Source organism: Sorangium sp. So ce836, from assembly GCF_028553905.1.
Lineage (GTDB): Bacteria > Myxococcota_A > Polyangia > Polyangiales > Polyangiaceae > Sorangium > Sorangium cellulosum_D.
On sequence record NZ_CP102233.1, the window covers coordinates 10,627,860 to 10,641,150 of the forward strand.

At 71.7% G+C, this 13,291-nt stretch carries 10 protein-coding genes; 5 read left to right on the plus strand and 5 right to left on the minus strand.

Going from position 1 to position 13,291, the window contains the following annotated elements:
* Positions 1-15 precede the first annotated feature (15 nt).
* Entirely contained in the window at positions 16-309 is a 294-nt protein-coding gene (locus tag NQZ70_RS38780; protein ID WP_129578726.1) for a hypothetical protein, read from the plus strand.
* Positions 310-355: 46 nt separating this feature from the next.
* On the opposite strand, the gene NQZ70_RS38785 is transcribed toward NQZ70_RS38780, so the two are convergent.
* The 3 genes from NQZ70_RS38785 to NQZ70_RS38795 form a co-directional block, all read right to left on the minus strand.
* Entirely contained in the window at positions 356-898 is a 543-nt protein-coding gene (locus tag NQZ70_RS38785) for a TerB family tellurite resistance protein (RefSeq protein WP_129578727.1), read from the minus strand.
* 82 nt (positions 899-980) lie between these two features.
* A complete protein-coding gene (locus NQZ70_RS38790; RefSeq protein ID WP_129578728.1) occupies positions 981-4,130 on the minus strand; it encodes an MXAN_5808 family serine peptidase in 3,150 nt (1,049 codons plus the stop codon).
* A gap of 86 nt (positions 4,131-4,216) precedes the next feature.
* On the minus strand, positions 4,217-4,429 hold the full coding sequence (locus tag NQZ70_RS38795) for a twin-arginine translocase TatA/TatE family subunit (protein WP_129578729.1): 213 nt from the start codon (positions 4,427-4,429) through the stop codon (positions 4,217-4,219).
* A 346-nt stretch (positions 4,430-4,775) separates the two neighbouring features.
* On the opposite strand from NQZ70_RS38795, the gene NQZ70_RS38800 reads away from it, so the two are divergent.
* The 3 genes from NQZ70_RS38800 to NQZ70_RS38810 all read left to right on the plus strand — a co-directional run bounded on the left by NQZ70_RS38800 (position 4,776) and on the right by NQZ70_RS38810 (position 8,067).
* Positions 4,776-5,420: a hypothetical protein gene (locus NQZ70_RS38800; RefSeq protein WP_237244421.1), complete on the plus strand. Its 645-nt coding sequence runs from the start codon at positions 4,776-4,778 to the stop codon at positions 5,418-5,420.
* A gap of 137 nt (positions 5,421-5,557) precedes the next feature.
* Complete coding sequence (locus NQZ70_RS38805) at positions 5,558-6,193, plus strand: DUF2760 domain-containing protein (protein ID WP_129578731.1); 636 nt, start codon at positions 5,558-5,560, stop codon at positions 6,191-6,193.
* On the plus strand, positions 6,190-8,067 hold the full coding sequence (locus tag NQZ70_RS38810; RefSeq protein ID WP_129578732.1) for an Hsp70 family protein: 1,878 nt from the start codon (positions 6,190-6,192) through the stop codon (positions 8,065-8,067). Before NQZ70_RS38805 ends, NQZ70_RS38810 begins: the two co-directional genes overlap by 4 nt.
* Before the next feature lie 60 nt (positions 8,068-8,127).
* Here the strand turns inward: NQZ70_RS38810 and NQZ70_RS38815 are convergent, their stop codons facing one another.
* On the minus strand, positions 8,128-8,592 hold the full coding sequence (locus NQZ70_RS38815; protein ID WP_129578733.1) for a hypothetical protein: 465 nt from the start codon (positions 8,590-8,592) through the stop codon (positions 8,128-8,130).
* Positions 8,593-9,382: 790 nt separating this feature from the next.
* Between NQZ70_RS38815 and NQZ70_RS38820 the strand changes: the two genes are divergently transcribed.
* Positions 9,383-10,714: an amidohydrolase family protein gene (locus tag NQZ70_RS38820; RefSeq protein WP_237244422.1), complete on the plus strand. Its 1,332-nt coding sequence runs from the start codon at positions 9,383-9,385 to the stop codon at positions 10,712-10,714.
* 43 nt (positions 10,715-10,757) lie between these two features.
* Here NQZ70_RS38820 and NQZ70_RS38825 read toward each other — a convergent pair whose 3' ends face one another.
* Complete coding sequence (locus NQZ70_RS38825) at positions 10,758-13,199, minus strand: GH36-type glycosyl hydrolase domain-containing protein (protein WP_129578734.1); 2,442 nt, start codon at positions 13,197-13,199, stop codon at positions 10,758-10,760.
* Positions 13,200-13,291: the final 92 nt, after the last annotated feature.

Below are 13,291 nucleotides of genomic sequence, written 5' to 3' on the forward strand. Positions count from 1 at the left end.
CCTGTGAGCCATCCGATGAGCAACGAGGCTGGCGGGGTCCAGGGGAGCGGGCTCTCGCGTGCGACTTCGGAGAACGACGTCGGCCCCGATCCCGTCATCGGTGCGGGCATCGCGCTGCTCGGCATCTTTCTGATGGGGGTGGGCGGCGCGCAGGGCGCGCACTACCTCTTCAACTTCGGCACCCTCGTGGCGGTGCTCGGGGCCGTCCTGTTCGTCCTCTTCGTGACGCTGACGGCGCTGAAGCAGCGCCGCGCGAGCCGCGCGTCGAGCCCTGACGCGAGCGCCGAGCAGCGAGACGCGCGCGACTGACCGCTCCGCCGGACGGCGCCGCCGTTCAGGCGGGCGGCGCCGCCGATCACGCTGAGATGCCGCCGCCGGGCTCGCCGCGATCGTCCGGCGGGGTCGGGGCGCCGGCCTGCACGGAGAGGTCCGGCTCGATGTCGGTGAGCGAGACGCCGAGCTCCTCGGCGATGCTCTCGATCTCGGCCCGCTCGGCCGGCGTGGGCGCGCCGTCCGCCGCCGCGAGCCGGATCAGGAGGCGCACGACCTCCACCCGCTCGCTCGCGTTGCAGAGCGCCTTGAGCTCGCGGTAGCAGCGGTCGACCTCGCCCTCCTGGAGCGCGGGCAGCTTGCCCTGGAGGGCGTTGAACACCGCGTCGACCCCGCTCGGCGCGAGGCCGTCGACGTGCGTGAGCAGTTCGCGGAGCAGCTCGTCTTCCTTGTCGGAGAACCGGCCGTCGACGCAGGCGACCTTGCCGAGCAGGACGATGACGGTCGCGATGTAGCGGAGGACCACCGCCTCGTCGTCCGGGAGCGCCGCGCGGAGCTCCTTCAGGAGGGCGTCGAGGTTCGGGAACGAGCCCCCCTGCTTCAGGCCCAGCCAGGCGAGGAGTCCCACGGGATGAGGCTACCAGATCCTCGCCGGGCAGGGCAGCCCGGCGGCGCACCGCCGTCGATGACCGTCATCCATGCCAGGCGCCTTAGTCCTCGCCCCCGCGGTCCGCAATCCAGTCGTCCACCGGGTTGTCGGACTTCGGGGTCTTCAAGATCGAGCCGTCGGGCCCGTCCTTGCGCACCACGAGCGTGCGCCGCGTGGTGGTGTCGGGCGTCTCGCGCGCGACCACGGTGATGACGTTCACCCCCGGCCGGAGCGGCGCCTCGAACGAGAAGTCGGCCTTCTTCGGGTCGGCGCCGTCGCGGTTCGACTTGTAGTAGAGCTTCCGCGACCCGACGAAGATGAAGGTGTCGAGGAGCCGCTCGCTGTCCGCGGCCGTCCCGGTGATCTTCACGGTGTCGGTGGTCGTCGCCAGCGCCGCCGCGGCGATGTCGAGCGTCGGCGGCGCGTGCGAGTAGACGTCCTCGAACGCGACCGCCGCGGGCGCCGGCCCGCCGCCGGGACCCACCTCCCGCGCCGCGACGAACGCGAAGCGGCCCGCGCCGAGATCGACCTTGAGGAACCCGCCGGGCGCCTCGCCGAGCACCTTGATCACGGCGCCCGCCGGGAGCCGACCGAAGCCGCGCGCGCTCGCCTCCGGCGACGGGAGCAGCGTCGCCCCCTGCGCGCCGGCCTTCACGGTGGAGCCGCCGCCCGTGAGCTGCACGCGCGGCGAGATCGGGATCTTCACCTTCTCGCTGGCGAACTCGCGGAGATCGCGATCGCCCACCGAGAGCGAGAGGGTCGCCTCGGGCTCGGACAGCTGCGGCTCGACGTCGAAGCTGAAGACCACCTTGCGCACGTCGCCCGGCTTGATGTTCGAGACGTCGAAGCGCCCCGCGTGCAGCATGAGCCCTTCGCCGGAGAGGTTCGCGATGTTCGCCTGCGTCTCGTACGACGGCCCCTTGCCGACGTTCTTGACGGTCAGGTACATGCTGACCCGCTCGCCCTTCTGGATGAGCCCGTCGCCGTTGCCCTCGCGGTCGTCGACGATCTGGTAGGCGTACTGGAAGAGCGGCCGGTCGAGCGCGCGCACCGTGGGCCGGATCTCGACGGCGGGCGGCTCCGGCGCGCCGGCGACCTCGAACTTCACCTTGAGCCCGTCGCTCCGCGAGAGGGCGTCCATCGGGATCTTGCAGATGCGCTTCTCGTTCGCCTTCCGCGGCTTCGTCGAGCCGACCTTCCGCCCCTCGACCTCGCACCAGCCGAGCGGCGCCTTCGCCGTCTTCGTCTGGCCGGGGCCGATCTTGCCGAAGATGAGCTCCTTGCTGTCGAAGTACAGGTTGTCGCTCTCCGTCGTCCCGCGGAGGCGGTAGACCGGCTGCTTGCCGTTGTTCTTGACCGTGACCCGGAGCTCCATCGGCTGGCCAGCGACCACCTCGGCGTTCGGGCGATCGGTCTCGACCTTCACGTCGAGCTCGGACTTGGCCGCCGCCGCGTTCGCGCTCTCGGGCGCGTCGGACCAGTCGACGCCGAGCTTCGCCAGCTCGGCCGCGACCTTGCCGAGCTCCTCCTTGCCGACCTGCTCGATGTGGTCGTGCACGGCGCGGAGCTGCTGGAGCCGCGGGGTGCTCGGCGGCATGCGCACGGCGAGCTCCCGCGCGAAGCGGATGGGGAAGTCGAGGGCGAAGTCCTCGTCGATGTCGCCCCCGCGATCGCGCATCGCCTCGCGCTCGGCGCTCGTGAGCTGGTAGCGGACCACCTCGACCGGCTTGCCCGCCGCCGCCGCCCGCGCGTTCGAGAGGTGCGCCGAGAGGTCGCGCTCCCGGATCCCGTCCTTCTGCACGGTGAGATCCATCTCGAGCTCGTCGACCGTCATCGGATCGAGCTCGATGTCCGGCGTGACGCCGACGCCCTGGATCGAGATGTCGCCCGGCGTCAGGTACTGCGCGATCGTCAGCTTGAGGGCCGCCTTCTCCGCCGTGACGTCGGGGAAGACGAGCTGCACGCTGCCCTTGCCGAACGTCTGCGAGCCCACGATGACGGCGCGATCGTTGTTCTTCAGCGCGCCCGCCACGATCTCGCTCGCGCTCGCGCTGTTGCCGCTCACGAGCACCACGATCGGGTACGGCGGCTCGGTGCCGGGGCCCTTGGCGCGCTTCTCCTCGCGCCCCTCGGAGGCGCCGACCGTCGAGACGATGACGCCGTCGGCGAGGAACTTGTCGGCGATGCGCGCGGCCTGATCGAGCAGGCCGCCCGGGTTGCCGCGCAGGTCGAGCACGAGCCCCTTCAGCTGGCCCTTGGCGCGCAGCCCGTCGAGCGCCGCGTCGAGCTCCGCGGTCGACGTCGCCTGGAACGTCTTGAGCCGGACGTAGGCGATGCCGCCGTCCAGCGCGCGCGACTCGACGGACCGGACCTTGATCACCTCGCGGGTCAGCTCGAACGCCTTCGGGCCCTGCCACCCGCCCTCGCCGTCGCGGGTCACCCACACGGTGACCGCGGTGCCGGGATCGCCGCGGAGCCGCCGCACGGCGTCGTCGAGCGGCATGTTGAGCGTCGACTCGTTGTTGATCTTCACGATCCGATCGAGCCGCTTGAGGCCCGCCCGGCCCGCGGGCGTGTCGGGCATCGGGTTCAGGACGGTGAGCATCTGGTCGCGGATCGAGATCACGACGCCGAGCCCGCCGAACGCGCCCGACGTGGAGAGGTTCATCTCCTTGTACGCCTCGGGGCTCAGGAACGTCGAGTGCGGGTCGAGCGTGTGCAGCATGCCGTTGCACGCGGCGTACTCGACGTCGCGCAGCTCGACCTCCGTGCCGCGGAGGTTCTTCTGCAGGAAGGCGAAGACCTCGCGGAGGCGCGCGGAGACGTCCCAGGGGCCCTGGATGTTGTCGATCCGGAACTTCTTCTCGCTGGTCTCGACGCGGACGGTGACCTCGTTGGGATCCTCGTTGAGGACGATCACCTGCGCGACGTCGCGCTGCACGGCGTTCAGCGCCGACAGCAGCATCTCCTTCGGCTTGACGCGATCCGGCTCGACGTACTTGTCCCGGATCATCTTGAGCGTCTCGTTCACGGCCTCGAGGCGGGTGAGGTCGTACGGCGCCTTGGCCACCTGCCCGGTGACCGCGAGCGCCGGCTCGAACCCACGCCAGAGCCCCCCGGGGCCGAACTGAAGAACGAAGTACGCTGCCAGCGGGAACGCGGCGGAGACAACGAGCGCCTTGACGATGCGCTCCAGGAGTCGGTGGGGCATACGGCGATCGAGTATAGACGCGCGCCAGCGAGCGTCGACCGACCTCGTACCGTGCAGGCCTCGAGCGCCGCGATCCGGCGCGGGCGCTACACGGGCTTGTGGGTGTCCTCTTCCTTCACGTCGGGCTTCGCGGGGAGCTGCTTGGCGGCGTCCTCCTCCTCGTCGTCGCGGATGCCCTTCTTGAAGTTCCGGATGCCCTCGCCGATCCCCTTGCCGATGTCAGCGATCCTCCCGGCACCGAAGAGGAGCAGGGCGAGCCCGATGAGAAGGGCGATTTCCAGCGGTCCGATGCGGCCCATAGCGATCTTCCCTCGAAGGCTGCCGCGCGCGGCGACAGGTGCCGGGCCACCGCCCGACACGGGTGGACCCATACCACCCATCCTCCACACGGGCAATGCAGCGGTTCGGTGCCTCGAGACCCGTGCTAGGCTCGCCCAACCGGCTTCGTTGGCGGAGACAGGGCGCGCGCGCACTCGCTCCGCCAGCGGTTCACAAATCGAGAACGACGCGACGGCCCAGCGGGGCCGCCGGCCAGCCGGCCGGACCGGACGCGAGCGCGACGCGCGGCCGGCGGCGCTCCAGCGCGGGAGCCCTCGCGGGCCCCGCGACCATCGAGACGGGGAAAACACGATGCCGATCAACCGGATGAATCGAAAGGCAGCGCAGTGTCTGGCAGGAGCGTCGGTGGCGGCGGCGGTGCTCGCCGGCGCTCCCGAGCGCGCGAGCGCCCAGGAGACGAGCGACCGGGTGAGCGTCGACGGCAAGGGGATCGTCGGCGGCGCGCTGCTCGGCGGCGAGGTCGTGATGCTGACCATGGGGGCCATCGGGGTCGAGCGCGCCTGGCCGTACCTCGTCTTCGGCGGGCTCGGCGCGGTGGGGGGCGGCGTCGCCGGCTACTTCATCGAGGCCTCGGAGCCGCCCGCGGAGGTGCCGCTCTACATGCTCGCCGGCGGCATGGCGCTCGTCATCCCGACCCTCGTCGTCACGCTCAACGCCACCGCGTACAAGCCCCCGGCGGGCGACCAGAGCGAGCCGATCCGCAACGAGCCGGCCGCCGAGCCTCCCCAGCCGGGCGTCAACGTCCAGATCTCGACGGACGCGGCGCCGCTCCTCCGGGGCACCCGCTGGGAAGAGCCCCGGCTCGGCCTCGTCGACGTCACGCCGCGCCGGGTCGCGCTCGGCATGCCGGCGCTCTCGCTCAGGCCGCTGTACTCGCAGGACGAGATGTTCAAGTTCGGCGTGGCCCAGGGGCACGAGCTCCGCGTTCCCGTCCTCCGGGCGTCCTTCTGACCGGGGCGGCGCCGGGCCGGACGGCGGTCCTTCTGACCGGGGCAGCGCCGGGCCGGACGGCGATCCCGGCCCTCCGCCCCCCTGCCCGGCGCGCCGGTCTCTGTACCCAACGCGACGCTCGGCGTTAGGCTCTCGCCGTGGCCGATCTCCACGATCCCCCGCTCCCCTGGTCCACGCGGCTCTGGTTCGCCTTCGCATGCTTCTTCCGCGTGCTGTTCGATCCACAGTTCGCCGCGCGGGCCTGGCAGGCGCGCTCGGCCGCCGCCCTGCCGCCGGCCGAGCGCGCCGAGCCGCACGAGCTGGAGCGAGCTCGAGCCGACGGAGCGCCGCCCGCCGCCGAAGCCGCGGAGAGGGCGCCTGCGCCCGCGGCGGCCCCTGCGCCCGCTGCCGCGCCCGGCGCGAGCTCGGCGCTCCAGCTGCTCTCGCTGCTGCAGCGCGAAGGCCGGCTGGTCGACTTCCTCGAGCAGGACATCGCCTCCTTCGGCGACGCGGACGTCGGCGTGGCGGCGAGGATGGTCCATGAGGGCTGCCGCAAGGCGCTGCGCAGCCACGCGAAGCTCGCGCCCGTGCGGCGCGAGGAGGAGGGGGCGAAGGTGACGCTGGAGGCCGGCTACAACCCGTCCGAGGTCAAGCTCATCGGCAACGTGTCCGGGAGCGCGCCGTACCGAGGGGTGCTGCGCCACCGGGGCTGGCGCGCCGACGAGCTCTCGCTGCCCACGCCGGTCGCCGGCCACGACGCCAGCGTCATCGCCCCCGCGGAGGTCGAGCTGTGAGCGCGCGTTACATCATCGGCATCGATCTGGGCACCACCCACTGCGCGCTCGCCTACGCGCGCCTCCCCGAGGACGGCGCCGACCCGCGGCTCACGCCGTCGCCCGAGGTGCTGGCCGTCCCGCAGCTCGTCGCGCAGGGCACGCTCGAGGCGCGGCCGCTCCTGCCCTCCTTCATGTACATCCCCCACGAGAGCGAGGGCGTCCAGCCGCTGCCGTGGGACGCCGAGCGGCGCTTCGCGGTCGGCGAGCACGCCCGCGCCCGCGGGGCCGACGCGCCGGCGCGCCTCATCTCCAGCGCGAAGAGCTGGCTGTGCCACCCGGGCATCGACCGGCGCGGGCCGACGCTGCCGATCGGCGCGCCCGAGGACATCGAGAAGATCTCGCCGGTCGAGGCGTCGTGGCGGTACCTCGAGCACCTCACCGAGGCGTGGGACCACCTGTTCGCGAAGGACGACCCCGAGCTCGCCCTGGCGAAGCAGGAGCTCGTGATCACCGTGCCCGCGTCGTTCGACGCCGCCGCGCGCGACCTCACCGTCGAGGCCGCGAGCGCCGCGGGGTTCGAGGACCTCACGCTGCTCGAGGAGCCGCAGGCGGCCGTGTACGCCTGGATCGACGCGGCCGGCGAGGCGTGGCGCAAGCACCTCCAGCCGGGCGACGTGCTGCTCGTGGTCGACGTCGGCGGCGGCACCACCGACTTCTCCGCGATCGCCGCGGTCCCGCGCGACGGCTCGCTCGAGCTCGTCCGCGTGGCGGTCGGCGACCACATCCTGCTCGGCGGCGACAACATGGACCTCGCGCTCGCGCACGTCGTGAAGGCCAAGCTGGCGGACGAGGGCAAGGAGCTCGACCGCTGGCAGATGACGTCGCTCACCCACGCGGCGCGCGTCGCGAAGGAGCGGCTGCTCGGCGATCCGACGATGATCGAGGCGCCGATCGTGATCGCCGGCCGCGGCTCGAAGCTGCTCGGGGCGTCGATCCGGACGGCGCTCACGCGCGACGAGATCACGCGGACGCTCGTGGACGGGTTCTTCCCGGAGGTCCCGTCCTCCGCCCGCCCGGCGACGCGCGCGCGCGCCGGCCTGACGCAGCTCGGCCTGCCGTACGCGCAGGACCCGGCGATCACCCGCCACCTCGCCGCGTTCCTGGGGCGGCAGGCCGGCGCGACGGCCAAGCTCGAGGGCTTCGTCCCGAAGGGCGCGGAGGCCGCCGAGGCCGGCCGCGCGCCGCTGCTCCTGCACCCGACGGCGGTGCTGTTCAACGGGGGCGTCATGAAGAGCGCGGCGCTGCGCGAGCGGCTGCTCGCGACGCTCGGCGCCTGGCTCGAGGGGGACGGCGCGCCCCCGCCGCGGGTGCTCCCGACCGAGGACCTGGATCTCGCGGTCGCGCGCGGCGCCGCCGCCTACGGGCTCGCGCGGCGCGGCCGGGGGCTCAGGATCCGCGGCGGGACGGCGCGGGCCTACTACGTGGGCATCGAGGGGGCGGTGCCCGCGGTGCCCGGCCTGGAGCCGCCGATCACGGCGCTCTGCCTGGCGCCGTTCGGCATGGAGGAGGGCACCGAGGCGACGCTGCCGCCGCAGGAGTTCGGCGTGGTGGTCGGCGAGCCGGTGCGCTTCCGCTTCTTCAGCTCGTCGGTGCGCCGGGACGACCAGGCGGGGACCGAGCTCGAGCACTGGAAGCCCGGCGAGCTCGAGGAGCTCTCCCCGATCGAGGTCACCCTGCCCGCCGAGGGCCGCCGCGAGGGCGACATGGTGCCGGTGCAGCTGCGCGCCTCGGTCACGGAGGTGGGGACGCTGCTCCTCGAGGCGATCCCGCGCGAGGCGCAGAAGCCGAACGAGCGCTGGCGGATCGAGCTGTCGGTGCGCGCCGAGGCGTGACGGCCGGCGCGGAGCCGAGCCGGGGCTCGGACCGGCTCCGCGGACCTCAAGGCGCGAGGCTCACTCGCCCGTGTCGGCGACGCACGCGTCGCCCTCGGCCTTGCAGGCGCCGTCCGGGGTGAGGGCCGCCGCGCTGCCGCAGGTCGTGCACTCCTCGCTCGGCTGCACCTCGCCGGTCTCGTCGGTACAGGAGTCGTAGCAGGGATCCCCCTCGGCCGCGCCGCACTCCGTGCAGATACACGTCGTGATGGCGTCGTACTTCTCCACCGAGGCCTCGCACAGGTCGTCCGGGTTGGCCCCGGTGAGCAGGGGCGCCGAGCAGGTCACGCACTCGGTGCCGGCCCCGCCCTCGTTGCTGCCGCCCTCGTTGCTGCCGCCCTCGTTGCTGCCGCCCTCGCCGCCCGCGCCGCCCGTGCCGGTCGTGCCGGACGTGGCGCTCGTGCTGCTCGCGGTGGTCCCGCCGCCCCCTTCGGAGTCGTCCCCACACCCCGCGGAGAACGCGGCCGCGCCAAGGATGAGAGCCATCGAGCCAACGCTGATAAGATTGATATTACGCATGATGTCCTCCAGCGCGCTTGAATGAGCGCCTGTCTTCAAGAGTCGCTTCGTCAGCCGGTCCCAACGGGACCCGCCGGTCGCGGCCTATCCCGCGCGCCAGCGGTGGCACACTACTCCACCCCGGCTGAGACGCTCAACTATCTCGATGCGGCCCGCCGAATCGACTGCCCGCGCTTCGGCCGCTCCGGCGCGACCCAAACACCATGGCATGAGCTCCTCGGACGAGCCCGGCGGCGCCTGCACGGCTCGGGAATCGCCTGACGTCGGCGCCGCGCCATCGCAACACCGAAGTCGCCAGCCTTCGAGCGTCCATTACCGCGACTCCGGCGCCTGCGCTCACGCGCGCTGCGCACCTGCAAAGGGTTCGGGCGCCACGCCGAATCCAGCAAGTCGCGAGTTCGGAGCCTCCCTGTGCTCCACGAAACGCGGCGCGCCGGAGCCCGGACAGGCGCACGCGCCGGCGGCGCCCGCGGCGTGGCCGCGACTCGATGCAACGAGCGAATCTGGAGATGGAGGCGGACATCGACGGGAGCGCGCCTTCGAGTTGAAGGTGGAAGTTGGAAAGCGCTCGTGATCGCGGCCCTGCGGGCCGGAGATGCTATGATCAGGGTGCGGCGTGCGCAATCGCACACGTCGCAGCATCCGGCCTCGCCCGCGGGCGCGCGCGCTGGGCGAGAGCGATACGGCTCCACGCGCGTCGCGGGGCTCCGGCGACGCGCGCGGCCCGTCGCGATCGGGGGACACGGGGGAGGGCACGATGAGCTTTCGGTTGCGCGTGTGTCTGTTGGCGACGCTCGCGGGCCTGTGCGCCTGCGCTAGCGCGCCCGTGCAGTGGCCCTCGCCGGAAGGGCCGCCGAAGCTCCCGCCCGCGCGGGAGCTCAACCCCCCCGCGCGGCCGGACGCCGCGCATTCCGTCGCGATCGTCGGGGCCACGCTCGTGGACGGTCGCGGGGGGCCGCCCGTGCGGGACGCCGTCGTCGTGATCCGCGGCGACCGCATCGTGGCCGCGGGCGCGCGCGCCGCCACGGACGTCCCGGCCGGCGCGGAGCTCGTCCGCGGCGCGGAGCTCTGGGTCCTGCCTGGCCTCATCGACGTGCATTTCCACCTCGGCGGCGACGACGGGCTGCCCGGCCTCGTCCTCCAGCGCGGCGTCACCTCGCTGCGCGAGCCGGGGAACTGGATCGAGGCGTACGACGCCGCGCGCCGGCGCGGCCCGGCGCCGCGGCTCTTCTTGACGGGCCCGATGCTCGACGCGCCGTACCCCGCCTACCCGCAGAGCGCGATGCTGGTGCGCGACGCGGCGGAGGCGCGCTGGGCGGTCGAGCAGCTGGTCGAGCGCGGCGCGTCGGGGATCAAGGTCTATTTCCGGTTGCCGCTCGGGCTCGTCGAGGCCATCGCGCAGGCCGCGCACGCCCGCGGCGTGGTCGCCGTCGCGCACCTGGAGACGGTGGACGCGGCGGCGGCGGCCCGCGCGGGGCTGGACGGCATCGAGCACATCACCTCGCTGGGGACGGCGCTCGTGCCGCCGCGCGAGGCGGAGCGTTACCGGCAATCGGTGATCGCCGACAACGAGGCGCGCTTCCCCGGCCGTTACGACATCTTCCGCGGCATCTCGCTCGAGGCGCCCCGGACCGCCCAGCTGCTCCGGCTGCTCGCGGCGCGCGGCACCTTCGTCACCCCCACGCTCGCCATCTTCGAGCGCCGCGCTGGCTGCGAGGGCGTGACCGAGGCCGAGGTGCGCGGCTTCGAGAACATGATGAGGCTCACCGCCGCCGCGCGCCGCGCCGGCGTGCGGGTGGCCGTCGGCTCCCACGGCGCGGTGCCGGGCGCCGCGCGCGGGTGGGCTTATCAGCGCGAGATGGAGCTGCTCGTCGAGAGCGGCCTATCGCCCATGGAGGTCCTCGTCGCCGCCACGCTGGAGGGCGCCAGATATCTCCGCATCGACGATCGGCTCGGCAGCGTCGAGCCGGGCAAGCTCGCCGACCTCGTCCTGATCGAGGGCGACCCGCTCGCGGACATCCGGGCGATGCGCCGCGTGAATCGGGTCATGTTGAACGGGAGGTGGGTCGCTTCACCTCAGGGCGATTGACCCCCCCCCAAGCTCGTCTCCGGTTGTACGCCGACGGTGAACGTCAGCCCATCTCGACCTCGACGCGCACCGTCGCCCCGGCCTGGGCCAGCGGGATGACGTTGCCCGCGACCGTCTTGCCGTCGACGGTCAGCTTCTTCACGCCCTTGCACACCCCCGAGTTCTTGACGCTGATCTCGTAGGTGGCGCCGCGGAAGCGGCGGGAGATGGAGAAGCTCTTCCAGGCCTTGGGCACGCAGGGATCCAGCTTCAGCCCGTCGTACTGGGGCTGCACGCCGAGGATCCCCTGGCTGACGGACACGAAGGTCCAGGCCGCGGTGCCGGTGAGCCAGGCGTTCTTCGCTTCACCGAAGACCGGGGCGTCCTTGCCCGCGATCATCTGCGCATAGACGTAGGGCTCGGCCCGGTAGGTCTCGATCTGGCTCTCCTTGGCCGAAGGACAGATGGAGAGATAGTACTCCAGCGCGCGCTCCCCCTCGCCCAGGAGACACCAGCCCAGGTGGATCCAGGTGTTGTTGTGGCAGAAGATGCCGGCGTTCTCCTTCACGCCCGGCGGGTACGAGGTGACCTCCCCGAGCTCGAGGTGGTAGGTCGAGTACGCGGGCTGCTGCAGCACGATGCCGTTCTTCGTGTAGAGGTGCTTGTGCACGCTCTCCATCGCCTGCCTGGCGCGGCCGTTGTCCGCGCCGGCGCCGCCCAGCACGCACCAGCCCTGGCTCTCGATGAAGATCGTGCCCTCCTCGTTCTCCTTGCTCCCGACCGGCCGGCTCTCCGCGTCGTAGGCGCGGCGGTACCACTCGCCGTCCCAGGCCTCCTTCTCGACCACGGCCAGCATCTCCGCGTAGTGCCCGCGCATGCGCTCCGCGTCGGACTTCTGGCCCATCCAGTCGTACAGGGCGGCCATCTCGCGGCTGGCGTAGAGGAAGAGGCCGGCGATCATCACCGACTCGGCCTTCGAGTCCTTCACGTCGCCCGCGGTCTGGAAGCTCTCGTTGGGCTCGGTGCTGAAGCAGTTCAGGTTGAGGCAGTCGTTCCAGTCCGCGTGGCCGATCAGCGGCAGGCCGTGCGGGCCGCGCTTCTTCATCGTGTACGCGATGGACGTCTCCAGGTGGTGCAGGAGGTCCTCCTTGGAGCCCGGCTTGTCGGCGTAGCCCACCGCCGCCTTGAGGATGCCCCTGTCGCCGGTCTCCTTGATGTACGCGCACGTGGAGAGGATGAGCCACAGGTGATCGTCGTAGAAGTCGCCGCCGATGTCGGCGTTCCCCTTCTTCGTCAGCGGCTGGTACTGGTGGTAGCAGGTGCCGTCGCTCAGCTGCGTGGCGGCGATGTCGAGGATGCGCTGGCGGGCGCGCTCGGGGATGAGGTGCACGAAGCCCAGGAGATCCTGGTTCGAGTCGCGGAAGCCCATGCCCCGGCCGATGCCCGTCTCGTACATGCTGGCCGACCGCGAGAGGTTGAAGGTCGCCATGCACTGGTACTGGTTCCAGGTGTTGAGCATGCGCCGCGCGTGCTCGTCCGGGCAGTCGGCCTGGAAGTTCGAGAGCAGCCCCGCCCAGTCCTCCTTCAGCTGAGCGAACGCCCCGTCCACGACGCCGGGCGCCGAGTACTTGGCCAGGATCTCCTTGCCCTTCTGCTTGTTGATGACGAAGGGCCCCTTGAACTTGGGCAGGTCCCCCTGGTCCACGTACGAGAGCACGAAGCTCAGGGTCTCGCTCGCGCCGGGGGCGAGCGAGAGGCTCACCTGGTGGCTGCCGATCGGGTTCCAGCCGAACGCCTTCGAGTTCGTGGCCTTGCCCCGGAGCGGGACCTGGGCCTCGTGCAGGCCGTTGTGGACGCTGCCGCAGAACGCGTCGCGGCTCGTGTCGAACCCGTCGATGGCCCGCGTGCAGGCGAAGAGCGAGTAATGCGAGCGGCGCTCGCGGTACTCGGTCTTGTGGTAAATGGCGCTCCCCTCGATCTCCACCTCGCCGATGGAGTAGGTGCGCTGGTAGTTCGTCATGTCGTTGAGCGCCTCGAAGAAGCAGAACTCCTGGAAGGAGAAGAGCTGGATGTCCTTCTTCGAGCCGCTCTTGTTGGTGACCCGGGTGCGCCAGATCTCGACGTTCTCGCCGGGGACGATGAAGAAGAGGACCTCCACCTCGACGCCGTTCTTCTCGCCCGTGATCTTCGTGTACCCCAGGCCGTGGCGGCACTCGTAGCGATCGAGGGCCGTCTTGAGCGGCTTCCACATGGGGTTCCACACCACCCCGCCGTCGTTCACGTAGAGGTAGCGCCCGCCGATATCCATGGGTACGTTGTTGTAACGATACCGGGTGAGCCGGCGCAGCTTGGCGTCCTTCCAGAACGTGTAGCCGCCCGCGGTGTTGGTGCAGAGGCCGAACATCTCGTCCGAGCCCAGGTAGTTGAGCCAGGGCAGCGGCGTGTCGGGCCGGGTGATGACGTACTCGCGGCTCTCGTCGTCGAAGTGGCCGTACTGATTGCTCATGGACGCGCGGTCTCCGTGGATTCGGTGGAGTCGAAAGCTGGGTCGAAAGCGGAGGGCTTCTTCCCCATCAGCGACAGAAAAAAACCCGGCGG

Excerpts from the sequence above, each read along its gene's own strand:
- NQZ70_RS38825 (WP_129578734.1), bottom strand. The coding sequence starts at position 13,199 with ATGAGCAATCAGTACGGCCACTTCGACGACGAGAGCCGCGAGTACGTC.
- NQZ70_RS38800 (WP_237244421.1), top strand. The coding sequence starts at position 4,776 with ATGAATCGAAAGGCAGCGCAGTGTCTGGCAGGAGCGTCGGTGGCGGCG.
- NQZ70_RS38780 (WP_129578726.1), top strand. The coding sequence starts at position 16 with ATGAGCAACGAGGCTGGCGGGGTCCAGGGGAGCGGGCTCTCGCGTGCG.
- NQZ70_RS38790 (WP_129578728.1), bottom strand. The coding sequence starts at position 4,130 with ATGCCCCACCGACTCCTGGAGCGCATCGTCAAGGCGCTCGTTGTCTCC.
- NQZ70_RS38815 (WP_129578733.1), bottom strand. The coding sequence starts at position 8,592 with ATGGCTCTCATCCTTGGCGCGGCCGCGTTCTCCGCGGGGTGTGGGGAC.
- NQZ70_RS38820 (WP_237244422.1), top strand. The coding sequence starts at position 9,383 with ATGAGCTTTCGGTTGCGCGTGTGTCTGTTGGCGACGCTCGCGGGCCTG.
- NQZ70_RS38795 (WP_129578729.1), bottom strand. The coding sequence starts at position 4,429 with ATGGGCCGCATCGGACCGCTGGAAATCGCCCTTCTCATCGGGCTCGCC.